This is a genomic window from Limnobacter thiooxidans (assembly GCF_036323495.1).
Taxonomy (GTDB): Bacteria; Pseudomonadota; Gammaproteobacteria; order Burkholderiales; family Burkholderiaceae_B; genus Limnobacter; species Limnobacter thiooxidans.
Window position 1 is genome coordinate 1 of record NZ_AP028947.1, and the last position, 14,889, is coordinate 14,889.

General features: G+C 46.4%; 12 protein-coding genes. 10 read left to right on the plus strand and 2 right to left on the minus strand.

The window, feature by feature from the left end; genetic code table 11:
- The first annotated feature begins 103 nt into the window (after window positions 1–103).
- The 5 genes from dnaA to RGQ30_RS16125 all read left to right on the plus strand — a co-directional run bounded on the left by dnaA (window position 104) and on the right by RGQ30_RS16125 (window position 6,750).
- On the plus strand, window positions 104–1,492 hold the full coding sequence (gene dnaA / locus RGQ30_RS00005; protein WP_298218658.1) for a chromosomal replication initiator protein DnaA: 1,389 nt from the start codon (window positions 104–106) through the stop codon (window positions 1,490–1,492).
- A gap of 228 nt (window positions 1,493–1,720) precedes the next feature.
- Window positions 1,721–2,827, plus strand: a complete 1,107-nt coding sequence (gene dnaN / locus RGQ30_RS00010) for a DNA polymerase III subunit beta (RefSeq protein WP_130557248.1) — start codon at window positions 1,721–1,723, stop codon at window positions 2,825–2,827.
- A 24-nt stretch (window positions 2,828–2,851) separates the two neighbouring features.
- The gene (gyrB, locus tag RGQ30_RS00015; RefSeq protein ID WP_130557247.1) at window positions 2,852–5,377 is read left to right on the plus strand and encodes a DNA topoisomerase (ATP-hydrolyzing) subunit B; all 2,526 of its coding nucleotides are present in this window, start codon (window positions 2,852–2,854) and stop codon (window positions 5,375–5,377) included.
- A gap of 675 nt (window positions 5,378–6,052) precedes the next feature.
- Window positions 6,053–6,253 carry a hypothetical protein gene (locus tag RGQ30_RS00020; protein WP_130557246.1) on the plus strand — a complete coding sequence of 67 codons (201 nt, stop codon included), beginning with the start codon at window positions 6,053–6,055 and terminating at the stop codon, window positions 6,251–6,253.
- Between the two features lie 188 nt (window positions 6,254–6,441).
- Complete coding sequence (locus RGQ30_RS16125; protein ID WP_420915149.1) at window positions 6,442–6,750, plus strand: type II toxin-antitoxin system YafO family toxin; 309 nt, start codon at window positions 6,442–6,444, stop codon at window positions 6,748–6,750.
- A 65-nt stretch (window positions 6,751–6,815) separates the two neighbouring features.
- Here RGQ30_RS16125 and RGQ30_RS00025 read toward each other — a convergent pair whose 3' ends face one another.
- Entirely contained in the window at window positions 6,816–7,499 is a 684-nt protein-coding gene (locus tag RGQ30_RS00025) for a hypothetical protein (RefSeq protein ID WP_130557244.1), read from the minus strand.
- 119 nt (window positions 7,500–7,618) lie between these two features.
- Window positions 7,619–8,389 (minus strand): hypothetical protein, encoded by a 771-nt coding sequence (locus RGQ30_RS00030; RefSeq protein WP_130557243.1) that lies wholly within the window; start codon window positions 8,387–8,389, stop codon window positions 7,619–7,621.
- Window positions 8,390–8,640: 251 nt separating this feature from the next.
- On the opposite strand from RGQ30_RS00030, the gene RGQ30_RS00035 reads away from it, so the two are divergent.
- The 5 genes from RGQ30_RS00035 (at window position 8,641) to RGQ30_RS00055 (ending at window position 14,882) form a co-directional block, all read left to right on the plus strand.
- Window positions 8,641–9,096, plus strand: coding sequence for a helix-turn-helix domain-containing protein (locus RGQ30_RS00035; protein WP_130557242.1), 456 nt, complete (start codon window positions 8,641–8,643; stop codon window positions 9,094–9,096).
- Between the two features lie 168 nt (window positions 9,097–9,264).
- Window positions 9,265–10,077 (plus strand): TnsA endonuclease N-terminal domain-containing protein, encoded by an 813-nt coding sequence (locus tag RGQ30_RS00040; RefSeq protein WP_130557241.1) that lies wholly within the window; start codon window positions 9,265–9,267, stop codon window positions 10,075–10,077.
- Window positions 10,074–12,041, plus strand: coding sequence for a Mu transposase C-terminal domain-containing protein (locus RGQ30_RS00045; protein WP_130557240.1), 1,968 nt, complete (start codon window positions 10,074–10,076; stop codon window positions 12,039–12,041). The genes RGQ30_RS00040 and RGQ30_RS00045 overlap by 4 nt, the downstream gene beginning before the upstream one ends.
- Window positions 12,038–13,033 (plus strand): TniB family NTP-binding protein, encoded by a 996-nt coding sequence (locus tag RGQ30_RS00050; RefSeq protein ID WP_130557239.1) that lies wholly within the window; start codon window positions 12,038–12,040, stop codon window positions 13,031–13,033. Before RGQ30_RS00045 ends, RGQ30_RS00050 begins: the two co-directional genes overlap by 4 nt.
- A complete protein-coding gene (locus RGQ30_RS00055) occupies window positions 13,026–14,882 on the plus strand; it encodes a TniQ family protein (protein WP_130557238.1) in 1,857 nt (618 codons plus the stop codon). The genes RGQ30_RS00050 and RGQ30_RS00055 overlap by 8 nt, the downstream gene beginning before the upstream one ends.
- Window positions 14,883–14,889: the final 7 nt, after the last annotated feature.

Consider the following 14,889-nt stretch of genomic DNA (forward strand, 5'->3'; position numbering starts at 1 on the left):
AGACAATGCCTCACTCAATTCGTGGGGGTTTGGATACAATGGAGCGCTGAGATTTAATTCCTGCAAAGCAGTTCATCCGAATAATAAGGCTGTTGATAACGTGATTGATCAATTCTGGGACCACTGCGTTGAAGCGCTTCGGAAAGAAATCCCCGCCCAACAAATCAAGCTGTGGATCGAACCACTGACCGTGGTTGAATTTGATGAAAACACGGCAAGCTTGAGCATGGCTGCCCCAAACCGTTTCAAACTCGATTGGGTTTTAAACAACTACGGGGGCCGCTTCAACGAATTGGCCACCGAGTTTTTTGGATGCGAAATGGCCATTCAGTGGCAGGTTGCCGCCAAGCAGGCCAGCCCTCTGCAGGCACCGGCCCCTTCACAGGCGAAAACCACCAACGAAGCCAGTACGCAAAACGCGCCAAAAATGGCAGCGGTCAAACGCGATGAAATCGCGGCCACGGTGTACGAACGCAGCCGGCTGAATCGGGACCTGTGTTTCTCCAACTTTGTATCGGGGCGAGCCAACCAGCTTGCGAGAGCCGCGGCAGAACAGGTGGCTTCCAACCCCGGCGTGTCCTACAACCCCCTGTTTTTGTATGGTGGGGTGGGATTGGGCAAAACCCACCTGATTCATTCCATTGGCAATCGCCTGCTTGAACAGAACCCCAATACGCAGATTCGCTACATCCACGCAGAACAGTATGTGAGCGATGTGGTCAAGGCTTACCAAAAGAAGGCATTTGAAGAATTCAAGCGTTCGTATTACTCGCTTGATTTGCTGTTGATTGACGATATTCAGTTTTTTGGCGGGAAAAGCCGAACGCAAGAAGAATTTTTCTATGCTTTCGAGCAACTGATTGCTGCCAAAAAACAGATCATCATCACCAGCGACACCTACCCCAAAGACATCCAGGGCATGGATGACAGGCTGATTTCCAGGTTTAACAGCGGTTTGACTGTGGCCATTGAGCCGCCTGAACTTGAAATGCGGGTAGCCATCCTGCTGAAAAAAGCCGAACAGCAAAAAATCGTGTTTTCGGAAGATGTGGCATTTTTCGTAGCCAAGCACATGCGCAGCAACATACGTGAACTGGAGGGTGCGTTGCGTCGAATCATGGCCTTTGCCTCATTCCACAACAAGCCTGTGACCATGGACCTGGTTCGGGAAGCGTTGCGCGACATGATTTCAGCCCACCATGGTCAGGTCTCAGTGGAATCCATCCAGAAAACAGTGGCGGATTACTACAAGATCAAAGTTGCAGACATGTTTTCCAAGCGCAGACAAGCCCAGATCGTACTGCCACGGCAGGTGGCCATGTACCTGGCCAAAGAGTTGACCGAGAAAAGCTACGTGGAAATTGGCGAGCTGTTTGGCGGGCGCGACCACACGACTGTGCTGCATGCCGTGAACAAGATTTCAGAACTGCGTAACCAATCTTCAGAGTTGAATCATGCGTTGCACGTACTGGACCAAACCTTGAAGGGTTGATTTAGAATTGTGGATAACTGTGTAATTGCCGTGTACAAAGAGGTGAGTTATCCACAGAAAAAAAAGAACCTCGGAAGATCGCAAAAAGTTATCCACAGTTTGCAGATTGAGTCCCGTGAGTTCTACACCAATTTTGAAAGAACCTAAGAAGCTAAATTCAAAGGGAAAAATGGAGTTGTCCACAGAAATGAATCAACTCTATTAACTAATCCTATAAGGAAATATTAAATGGAATTAATTCATAGCTCACGCGATGCATTGGTTCGGAAACTGCAAATCGTCAGCAACATCGTTGAACGCAGGAACACTTTGCCTGTATTGGCCAACATCCTTTTGAGAAAACAGGGTGGCTTGTTGACGTTGTTGTCTTCGGACATCGAGATGCAAATTCAGACCAGTGCAGAAGTGGGCGCAGGCGGTGAAGACACCGCCACCACAGTGGCTGCGAGAAAATTCCTGGACATATTGAGATCCTTGCCCGAAGACTCGGATGTGATGGTGAAACTGGACGGCAAGAAGATGTCAGTTCAAGCCAAGAAAAGCCGATTTGCACTACAGACCTTGCCTGCAGAGGACTTTCCTTTGGTTCAAGAGCCAAAAGAATGGGTCACCCGAATCAGCCTGCCCCAAAAAACACTGAAGAATTTGCTGGGCATGGTTCATTTTTCAATGGCCCAGCAGGATCTGCGGTATTACCTGAACGGTGTGTTACTGGTTATCGAGAGTGAGTGTATTCGTGCGGTAGCAACTGACGGACACCGTTTGGCCTACGCAGATGCGCCAGGCCAAGGGGGCACGACCAAACACGAGGTGATTGTTCCACGTAAAACCGTGCTGGAATTGTCACGTTTATTGAACGACACGGATGACACAGTGACGATTGACTTGGCAAGCAACCAGGCCAAGTTCAGTTTTGCAGACATTACGCTGATCACCAAGCTGGTTGAAGGCAAGTTTCCTGACTATCAGCGGGTTATTCCAAAGGCCCACAAGCACCATGTCGTGATTGCTCGCGATGCGCTGCTGCATTCGCTGCAACGTGCGTCCATCCTGACCAGCGACAAGTTTCGTGGCATTCGCTGGGTGTTGGGTGCCAATGGCTTGACGATTGTGGCCAACAATTCGGATCAGGAAGAAGCCCGGGATGAAATGGAGGTCGAGTACCAAGGCCCCGAGATTGATGTGGGTTTTAACGTAAACTACCTGCTGGATGTATTGAATAACCTCAAGTCGGAAACCGTGCAGTTCACGTTGCAAGACGGGAACAGCAGTGCATTGGTGACCACCCCAGGCAAAGATGACTTCAAATACGTTGTCATGCCCATGCGTATCTAAGAAAGACGATAACAAGAATACCCTATGACTTCAGACATACAGAACGACGGACCATTGCCCGCGCAACCCACCGGCGCCGATTACGGTGAAGGTGCCATTCAAATTCTTGAAGGCCTTGAAGCAGTTCGCAAACGTCCTGGCATGTACATCGGTGACACCTCCGATGGCACAGGCTTGCACCACCTTGTGTTTGAAGTTGTAGACAATTCGATTGATGAAGCTTTGGCTGGGCATTGCGATGACATCGTTGTCACGATCCATGCCGACAATTCAATCAGCGTGACAGACAACGGGCGGGGTATCCCGACCGGTGTGAAAATGGATGACAAGCACGAGCCGAAACGCTCTGCTTCGGAAATCGCATTGACAGAGCTGCATGCTGGCGGCAAATTCAACCAGAACAGCTACAAGGTTTCAGGTGGTTTGCACGGTGTGGGCGTAAGTTGCGTGAATGCCTTGTCCAGCTGGTTGCGCCTGATTGTTCGTCGCGATGGCAAGGTGCATCAACTTGAATTTGCACGTGGTTTTGTTCAAAACCGAATCATTGAACAAGTGAATGGTGTAGACGTATCGCCCATGAAAGTTGTGGGCACCACAGACAAGCGTGGCACAGAAGTTCACTTTCTGCCTGACACCCAAATATTTCAGCAGAACAATGATTTTCACTATGAAATTCTGGCCAAGCGGCTGCGTGAACTCAGCTTCCTGAACAATGGTGTGCGTATTCGCCTGAAAGACGAACGCACTGGCAAGGAAGATGATTTCGCAGGCAGCGGCGGTGTGATGGGCTTCGTGGAATTCATCAATGCCAACAAGAAAATTTTGCATCCGAATACGTTTTACGCAGCAGGTGAGCGCCCTGCGGAAACTTATGGCGGTATCCCCGGTACAAGCATTGGTGTCGAAGTGTCCATGCAGTGGAATGACGGATTCAATGAATCGGTACTCTGCTTCACCAACAACATTCCACAACGCGATGGCGGCACCCACCTGACTGGCTTGCGTGCCGCGATGACGCGGGTCATCGGCAAATACATTGAAGTCAATGAAATTGCCAAGAAGCAAAAAGTGGAAGTGACTGGCGACGACATGCGCGAGGGCCTGTGTTGTGTACTTTCCGTGAAAGTACCAGAACCGAAATTTTCAAGCCAAACCAAAGACAAGCTTGTTTCAAGCGAAGTGCGTGCTCCTGTGGAAGACATTGTTGCCAAGGTGCTGAGCGAGTTTCTGGACGAACGCCCCGGTGATGCCAAGCTGATCTGTCTTAAAATCGTTGAAGCTGCGCGTGCGCGTGAGGCCGCTCGGAAAGCCCGTGACATGACACGCCGCAAGGGTGTGCTGGACGGCGTTGGCCTGCCCGGCAAACTGGCAGATTGCCAGGAACGTGACCCGGCCAAGTGCGAGATTTACATCGTCGAGGGCGACTCTGCGGGTGGTTCAGCCAAGCAGGGCCGCGACCGTAAATTCCAGGCAATTTTGCCTTTGCGGGGAAAGGTGCTGAACGTTGAAAAAGCACGGTTCGACAAGTTGCTGACCTCTGAGCAAATCACCACGCTGATTACCGCCTTGGGTACAAGCATTGGCAAGGACGATTTCAATCTGGCCAAATTGCGTTATCACCGAATCATCATCATGACCGACGCGGACGTGGACGGAGCCCACATCCGGACGCTGTTGCTGACCCTGTTGTATCGCCAAATGCCTGAGTTGGTGGAACATGGTCACATCTACATTGCGCAGCCACCGCTGTACAAGGTAAAGCATGGCAAAGATGAAAGGTATTTGAAAGACGATCAGGAAGAAGCGCAATATATGCTGACCATTGCTTTGGAAAAGGCAGCGCTGATTCCAGGCGAGGGAAAAGAAGCCATTCGAAGCGAAGCGTTGCAAGAACTGGCTCGCCAGTTTGTAACTGTAGAAGCTGTGGTGCGGCGCTTGAGCCGTGTGATTGACCCGGATGTGCTGAATGCGATTGTGGAAGGCGTTGAACTGGATCTGGATACTGAAGAGGCGTCGAAAGCCAGTGCAGCGAGACTACAGGCCGTGCTGGACCCGACCATCATGACAGTGTTTTCCAAGTTTGATGAGCAAAGCGACAAGCACAAGGTCCTTATTCACCGCCGCCATCATGGCAACGTACGGGTGACCACAATCGACCCAGACTTTGTTCATGGCGCGGATTACCCCTTGTTGGCTCATGCCGCAAAAACCTTCAAAGGCTTGATTTCTGAAGGCGCAGAAATTCAACGCGGTGAAGGCGAGAAGCAGAAGGTGATGGCGGTTCAGAGCTTCCGTGAAGCCATGCAATGGTTGCGTGAACAAGCAGAAAAAGCGATCACGAAACAACGTTACAAGGGCTTGGGTGAAATGAACCCACAGCAGTTGTGGGAAACAACCATGGACCCTACAGTGCGACGATTGCTGCGCGTTCAAATTGAAGATGCCATCGCTGCAGATCAGATTTTCACAACGCTGATGGGCGACGAAGTTGAACCCAGAAGGGCCTTCATTGAAAGCAATGCCTTGAAGGCTGGGAATATTGACGTTTAAGTCAATGTGGAGCGAAGAAATAGTTGGCCAGTTTTGTTAAATAGTTGACCAACTTTTTTCGAACATTAGGGTATAGGGGAACGGCTAACTTCGGTTGGCCGTTTTCTTTTTATTTAATAAATTATTGATTTAAAAAAGATTTATGAGAAAAATCGAAAAAGTTTTATAAAGTTGTTTGCCAATTTCGTAGAAAAATTATGAGTTTAAATATTTAACAATCACTCCATAGTTCCTCCCTCTCCCAATTAGTCCATATGTGACGTACACATCTAAAAGGGAAATAGCAAGTCACCAAGGTTCTAGAAAAATTCAATCCATATCGCTCTTCCTGATGATACAGGGAGCGAGATGCTGCTTAAAGTTGTTCTAGTGAACCCAATTAGGTGTTTGATTAATCAAGAAGTACTTACCCAGGTTCAAGGTGCTGAGTCTTTTAGGCCTACACCAATCAAAAATTTCAGAAACGAAGAACGTAAGGATTGGAAAGTTCACCACAGATGCATTGCAAGTTATCCTAGGAAAACAAACACGCAACGCAACCATGAGCTCTAAAGACAGTAGCAACGTTATTTTTGAAACATCCATAAATTGACATGCCAAAATTCTTGTGATACGTTGAGCCTCTGTATGTATCGTTACGATACACACGCTCGTTAGCTATACGAGGAAACAATCATGGTGATGAAGAGATCAATGTTTATTACGGAACTACTTGTTGAGAAAAATTTGAAGCCAAACGCTCTCGAGAGTGCTAAGTTGGCGGAAAAAGCTTTGTCTGTCCAAGAACTTAGCTTACTTTCAAAGATGGGTGATAAGACCGTATTCGGCGTTGATGCTTTATACGAGAAGTTTAAAGCAAAAGGTTTGATTGCTTGAAAACTAGATCTTCACGAGTTTTTACACCCTACAGCCATAATTCTTAAAATTTCCCCCAGTCCTTGAATTCTCCAACCCCGAAAGTATCGGTATCTTCTTTACTGGCTGAAGATTTGTCTGCTACTGAGTTAGATGTTCTCATCACTAGTTTTAAGCGGTGGATTTCCACAAATAAAGAAAACAATTTCATGTTTGGGAAAACAGTGCGAGAAGATGAGAACCGAAACGTGTCGCATGTCCATCTTTATCCCCAGAATGATGAAGATTCAAAACAAAAATGGGCTACTAGGTGGTCATCTCCACATTCCAATATAAGAAACTCCAGGGTAAGTGATAGGTACCTATTCTATGTAGAGCATCCTATACACGGTTACCACTTGTTGCTCCATGTCGTCGACCCTGGAGCCCATGTTTTTAGGCACACCCCAAAAGGCAAAGTAATTCTTAAGCTCATGTTTGAGAAGGCAGACACATTCGAAATGCAGGGTAAATCCTAAATTGTTAAGGATGTCGTTTTTGTTGGTGTTTTTTATTGGCTAAGAAAAAAGTTCGCATCAGGTAATCAAGATTTCCTTAGTTGCCCCCAGTCACGACGCTGCTGCCAAACTTCAGGCCGTTTATGAAATCGATTAACGCAATAAAACCGATAATCTTTAACTAGCTCATCAAGTTCATGAGTAAGGTAATCGTTCTTGACAAGAAAGCTCATAATTTCTTGTGGAGATGGAAACTTCGCAATGCCACCTTCTCGCATAGCCTTCCATTCGGATAAAACCTCTGGTGCGGCATTGTTCGGAATGGAACTTCCTCCAAGAATGTGATGAGAGTAGTCAAACTCCACTATTCGATGCCACTCTTTCAAGACGGACTCCATCTCACTGTTCGGAATCTTTAATTTCGAAAGCACCGCAATCACCGATTTTCTAATAGCTTCCTCCTCTTCATCAGAATAGCCACCCCATCGTCCCTGGCGTTTTACCAACGAGAGGGAGAGTTCCGCAACTTGAACGGCAAGCAATTGAAGTTCTGACACTGCAGATTCGGCACGAGCCACTACTTCTCGAGTTCTCGCTTCAATTCCGTCCCGAGATGCTTTGAACTCGGAAATTCGATCAAGGTTCGCAACAAAAATGAGAGTGACGAACCCGATAGTGCTAACCAACAATATTTCTGGATGGCCTAGATAAGCCGAGACTGGACCAGAGGCGAAAGCGAAAATTGAGCAAATAGTAAGAAACCATTTCATAAATTTGGAAAAAATATAAAAAATTAAACAAAATCAATCATATGAATGGTTGATATCGATCAGATCTCAGTAATCACTCTAGACGAGCTTCCAGTTAAATAGATTGTATTTGTTCGTTTCTATATGAGCTGTATAGATTTAATGTTTAATTTTTTGCCAGTCCAGTTTTGAAAGTTATCAGAGTACGCTTCGACCAAGTCCACAGCGTCCTCATTGACAGCTAAGTACACTTCATCGAAGAAGCTCATCTGCAACCAAGCATATTTGGTCAGTGCTTGATGAAAAAAGGCCGTACTTGAGTTCATCGAGAAGTAGCGAATCTCAATAGCTACCCTTTTACCTTTTGCTGTTTCAAAGCCAAGATCGGGTTTAATCGATAGCCCAGAGAGGTCAATTTCTTTCCAGGTACCCGACAGGCCAAAGTCCGCTGGGTGTTTGTTCACGTGATTAACAACGGCGTGTTGAAGTTGGAAAGCGGCCTTACGTGCCTCAGATCTTGTGTTGTCAACGTTTCTGCTACCCGAATCTTTGGTCTCTAGCTCGATCAAATGTTTCACGCCAGCAGCAATAGTCTGTCCACTGATCACCGATTCGGCTATTTGTGCCGCCTTGGCAGGATTTAGCTTGTGGAGTTTCAGCAGCTCCTCGATGCTTGAATACGGCGTCTGGTCCGTGAATTTGCCGATGTGTTGATGAAAGTTTTCATCGACAAATTCCTTTAATGCCACGTAGCGTTTCAGCATGCGCACCGACAAACCATTGTTCTCAGCATAGACAGCAAGGTGATTCGCGATACTCAGTTCTTTGGAGTTCTCAAGTTGCCACTGCGCAGCTTTACCTTGGTCGTACCATAAAGGTACACCTGGTTTGCTTTCCTTTCTTTTTGCCAAAATCGTTTCCTTTACTTTAGAACGCTAGTTTAACCTTTCCTTTAATTTCGTCAATAACAAAAATATTGAGCAAATTTATCCGCTGGTCTATAGTGAGTGCGGCAATGTTTGGCTTGGCAGTGTGCACCGCTCTCCGTTCAGATAGATAAGTGCTAATAAGTTAGACATTACGCTAAGTTTAAGTATGGTTTACTAGCATATAAGGCGATGTAGAGACTATGAGACGGGAACCTGAAAGACATCTAAGCCCAATGATCTGGGTATCACTTGAGCGCCTTGGTAAGCGCATAAAACTCGCTCGCCTGGTGCGAAATCTGACTCAAAAGCAAATCGCTGAGCGAGCGATGATTAGTGTCGAGACTGTACGCGGCATTGAACGCGGTGAGCCTATTGGTTCGTTTTGTGGCTTTTTGGGAATCCTTCAAGCTCTGGGAGCGAGCAACCAAATGGATTTTGTTCTCTTGGACGATCCCACAGGCACGGTGCTAATGCAGTCACGCGTCCGTAAAAAGGCGGCTCCGATTAAGCCGCCGGAGCCAACACCCTATGTGCCCATCAGACAAAAGCCCAAATTGACGTTGGTGCGAAAGGAGCCCGTGAAAAAAGGTGAAATTGGCGAAGCCATAACCCTGGAGGACATGGTGAAAGTAATTCGTGAATCAATCGAGAAATCGAAAAAAGATCCTGACCCAGGCAATAAAAAGTAGTTGCCACTCTACTCGTCTACAGTCCTAGCTCTCGCCCCGTCCTGTCCCCCAGTCCTTTAATAACCTAGATTCAACGAATTTTTGGAGGCACTATTTTTGTCAACAACAAAATTATTGCCTTCATTAAATCATACATGATATAATTTCGTTAACAACAAAAATATAACTATGTCCTACCTCACGAAAAAAGATCAAAAGGGTAAGACCAGGCAGATTGGCAAGCGGGGCTTCAGAAAAGGATCGTATTTCACGCATCTCTTAAAGTCTGCGCCGGAGGGAAAGTCGGTGGTTGATAGCAGACACGAACTCATTGCTGGCTATGCCATGGATCTTGATCCACGCATTAAAGCGTTGCAAGTACAGCCCTTCACCCTTGATGTAACAACAGGTGAAATGTTGCACACAAAAGATCAGCTTGATCGCTACAGAGAAAAACTTAAAACACGTGGCAGGCAAGCAAGCCTTTACACACCTGATTTCGCTTTAACGATGCAAGACCAAACGGTGCGAATCATTGAAATCAAGGACGCGGCCTGGATTGATTTCACGGATTCTTACGCAGGAAAAATTGAGGCCGCCACTGAGCTATTAAAGGTTAAAGGAATTCATTTTGAAATCCTTGCGGGTTCTTATGAGGACACATTGCCGTGTGTTCAAAACTTGAAACTGCTACACAGCATTAATCATCAAATGAACGCCAAGGAAGTTCCGGCCTCACTGCTAGATTTGACTGAAAAATTGCAAGCCGTTCGAGTGTTTGCGGCGCAAATGCATGAGAGCGCAGAAATGCTTTCGGTCTCTGAAATTGCTGATGGAAATAGATTAACGGTGACGCAAGTTTGCATGGCAATCGTCATGGGGATTTTTGATGCGCCGATTTGGCGTGAAGTGATTAATAAAAAAACATTGTTGTCAGGTGCTGCCGATGATTCGATGAATTGCATTCGGTATGAACACTTTGATTTAAGGAGAAGAACATGACGCAGATAACAACGGGTACGGTGTATCAAACCGGCGCATCGCGTTTGTGTATTTCAAAACTGAACAGAGATTCGCAGGTTGTGATGATCACTGATCTTCATACCAAAAATGACTTCCCTGTGACACTTACTGAACTGCAGCGAAATATCGCCAATGGTTTATATGTTCGCGAGAATTACGAACATGACACACGCTGCAGTCAGTCAAGGGTGATTGATGATCCCCAATATAAAAGTGAATACATCACTGAAGCGAAGCGTCGACAAAATGCGATTGCAAAATTTGAGCGTCTGGTAACAGATGGAATGACAGCTGCGGATGCCTGTAAAAGCGTAATCGGCACATATGGCTTGTCCTGTTCAGAGCGCACTTTCAGGCGCTATTGCCGAGATTTCCGCCACCGCGGCTTTGAAGGAATTACGCCGAAGCATCATAAAAAAGGAAGGCCAAAAGTTGTGCTTTCAGAAGAGGTAGAACAGATCGTCGTGTCCACTTTGGAGGAGAACTTAGGTAAGCATTACATCCGCATCAAAGAGCTGCATCAAATCATTAATCAGAATCTGAAGAAAAGAGGATCAGAGGAAAGAATGTCTTATGACCAGGTTCGCTACTACGTCAATTTGCAGCCTTGGGACAGGCGTGTTCTTGCCAAGTTTGATCCTCGCACCCGACGCTCAGTGGGAAGCATGCGGCAGAAAAACTATCAGACAGCTCTGCCCTATCAAAGAATTGAGATGGACTGTACGCAACTTGATGTGTTCGTCACACAAGCACTTAGTTCGGCACCGATAAGACCCTGGGTGTGTGTCGCAATTGATGTGGCCACAGGCTTTCCACTTGCAACGGAAATCTCGCTACATACGCCCGACACCGTTCAGGTGTTGAAGACACTTGAGCGGGCAATGTACGGATATACCAAGGAAGAGTTTGACAAATATGGGGTTATGAATCGTATCGAGTACATGGGCCGCCCGCAAACGTTGGTCCTTGATAACGGTTCGGAGTTTCGTTCCGAAAGCTTTTCATCGATAACTACTTTTGGTATTGCGGTGGAATACAACCCTGCATATTCACCATATAGAAAGCCATTTGTTGAACGTTTTAACCGCAGTTTGAAGGATTTCACGTCCAGTTTGCCTGGGTCCACGCGAGGTCCTAAAACTACCAATGCTCGGCCGCAAACCGAGCTTGGTATGAAGACAGCGATCATCGATTTTTCAGAATTGAAGATGCTGATAACTCGATTTGTATTTGATGACTACAGCATGAGATCACTGGATAGGCACGTTATTGGATCAGTAGCCAAGGGCGAAGATTACGGTTTTTCACCTGCAGAAAGACTTGTGCGCTTGCAAAAGGAAATGATTGCACTAGAGCCAATAACTATGCAAGACATGGCCAATGCACGAATGATTAAAGAAACTCGTACGACAGACAGGGGCGGAATTACGTTTGAGAAATGCAAGTATTCCTCTTCTGAATATGCTGTGTTGTATTCAAAATTGGGCCCTGGCGTAAAGGTGGAAATTTTGTATGACCCGATCGACTGTACATACATCGATGTGATTGATCCAACCAACAAGGGATCGAAAATTCGATTAAACAATATCTACTGGGATATTGGAAGGAACCAGCCAGTGGATTACACAACGCTCAGAACTCTGATGGCGAATGCGGACAAAACCCATGGTAGATCTGACTACGATACGATCGCTGTCGAGTATCAAAAAATGCTTGGCGTGTTTTTTGATGGCGTAAACAAGAGGGCAACGACGAAAACCAAGAAACATTCGTCGGCCAAGAAAGAGGTCGCGGAGGCCGCTAAATTGGTGCGATCAATGACCACGGGTCGAACCGCAAATGAAAAAGAAATTGATGGGCCAACTTATCTGGGCATTAACGACGATTTCGACTATGACTCAGTCCAGGCACCAAAAATCGTAACAAAGAAAAATTATCAATGACAAGAATAGAACAAAATATTATTAACGATAAGGTACATCTTCACCCTGCTTTCGAACGTGTCGCACAGCAGCTCACTATCTACATCAAAGACGGATTGAGTCCTCCGGAAGTTACGGGGGCTTATCGCAGCTTGAAGTGGATTCTTGGCCCTTCACGATCGGGAAAAACTCAGGTCGTTGATTACGTTCATGCCAAATTCCAAAAACTGGAATCAACGGACAGTGACAATCGCAGGATGATTCCTGTTCTGAAGGTGACCATGCGATCTGGTGGCTCAAAAGGCGGCCTCGCCATGGCAATTCTTGACAGTTTGAAGATGGCTGGTTTTGCACGCGGTTCAGTCGCTGACAAGTTTGATTTAGCAATCCGTCAGCTTGAACTTCACAAGGTTAAGGTGTTGATCATTGATGAAATTCAACAGTTGACTGACGCTGGCCGATCAAAATCAATTCGCGGAGCGGCTGATGTTTTGAAGGAGTTGTTTGAACGAGTACCGATTACATTCATTTTTGTGGGACTACCGAACGCTGAAGAATTGTGTTTGAACAATACGCAACTTGCTAACCGCTCTGAACGTCGAGTGATGTTCATGCCATACGACTATTCAGATCAAGATCAAATGAAGGAATTTGTGAGTGCCGTTAGGGGCTATTACGATGGTCTGGTAACGGATCCATACAACATCGAAATCGGCTTTAAAACTTTTGCACGTGCACTTTATTATTTGTCCGCAGGAAGATTTGGCTTGGTTAGCAACTTTATGCACACCTTGCAGGTTGAGTTCCTGAGAACCAATGGGAGGTTTGGCATTAACAAAAATTTACTTGGCGCTGCCGCAGAAAAAATAGCAGTTGATTTTGATCTGGACGGAAACCCCTTTGATCGAGAAATTTCCGATCGTGAGTTCTCAGTATGTTGGGAGCGAATGATCTTGAGAGAAGACCTATCCCGCATTGTCGGCGTAAACGGGAGGTTGGCGCATCATGTTTAAAGACCCAGACTTAGAACTCCCTAAGGTCCCCAACCTACTTTCCGTAAAGATTGGTGAGAGCCTCGAAGGCTATTTATTACGGTTAGCAAATCACAATGGCATGCTCGGGATTTATGAATTGCTTGGCCCGATCCGAGGAGTTACGGCTCAATCATCCCTGTTTGGCAAGCTCGAGCATATTGCAGATATCACAGGCCAGAAGGCTAGTGATTTGGCGAAACTTAAAGAATTGGAGCAAGGCCATAGAACATCGATTCAAGATCGACATTACAGAATGTCGACGACGCCAGTGTGTCCTATGTGCCTTAAAGAGCATGGCTATGCAAAACTCATTTGGCAGCATACATACAGCACTGCCTGCGCTGAGCACAGCATTCGACTTGTAGAAACCTGCGATGAGTGTGGTAACACCATCACAAAAGATCGATATCATTTGAAGGCCTGTAAGTGTGGCCGAGATTTGACATCTATTGAACCGACTAAGGTTTCAAACGCCGAGAGATGGCTGAGTATGCGTTTGGCCATGGATGTCACACCCTGTCCGCCAATGCAGGACTTCGGAAATACGGAACCGATTCAGTGGAGCAATTTCGTCACTTTGATTGAGTTTTTGTATGCCCATTCAAAGCAAACCAAACAGACGTTGACCGGAAGGATCAGCAAACCCATTTCAATTGATGATTCACTGGAAATCGTACAAGGTGTTTTGCCTTTATTTGAAGACTTTCCCACCCGTGTAAAAGAGTTGGTGAAGTTTCGACTTGATCTGGCTGCTCCAGATATTTTCTCCGCAGAACAAAGACTCGGATACTGGATCAAGAGACTTTCGAATCTGTGTGGTTCGGGGCGGTATAAGGAATTTATCCAGGCGGCGCGTGACGCGGTCACCGAATATTCGGATGGTAAGTATCACATCAATGACAAAGTGGCCAATACCGAGAAATCCCGTTATTTGTCCATTGCCCAAATGGCGAAAGATCTGCGCATCCACGAGCAGACCGTAATGAAAATGGTAGATCGCAAGGAGTTGCGGTTCATAGAAATCCCACATGAGTCTAAAACTCGCAGAATATTGATTGATAAATTTTCAGCTGAAGAAATGCATGAGTTTCTGAAGACCTTTATCACCAAGACCGACGCCATGCATATTACTGGCCTAAGTAGGCGATCAATGGGTTACTTCATTGAGTACGGGATATTTGACGTATTGGAAGAGCCAGAAGTGCGATTGACTTCCAACCGCACAATATCTGCAACTGCGATTGAGGTGTTGACTAAAAAATTGGCCACTGAGGCGCAAAGTAAGGAAGGCCCCAAGATCAGGCTGAAAAATTTTGCGGCAAGGATGACCACCAACGCCACTGCGCATCGAACGCTTTACCTGTCTTTGGTTAACGGTTCGTTGACGGTTGCGTCTCCCACTGGGGACAATAAACTCGGGAACTTCGAATTCCTAGAATCCGAAGTAACAAAAATTCTGCAGGCAGGGAATGGGGAGCCACTACTAAAAATTGCTGGCGTTGCCAACATGCTGAAGATCAAGGAAGAGGTGATTAGGTTCTGGGTAAAACAAGGCCTGATTCGCTCAGTGGAAAGTATCTTGCGTGGTCAAAAGGTAAATTTGATTCCAGTATCTGCTTTGGCAGAGTTTCAACAGACCTACATCGTGCTTTCCACTTTGGCCGACCAGCTTGGTACAAGTTCAAGAATGCTCTTGAGGATGATCGAATCGCACGACCTTAAAACGGTGGGTAGTTTTGATGTTGGTGAAGGTGTAAGCCGAGGCTACTTGATCGAGGTCACGCAGCTTGGCAAGCTATTGTTGCCGAACCAGGCCAAGGCGGCGTAATTCTGTT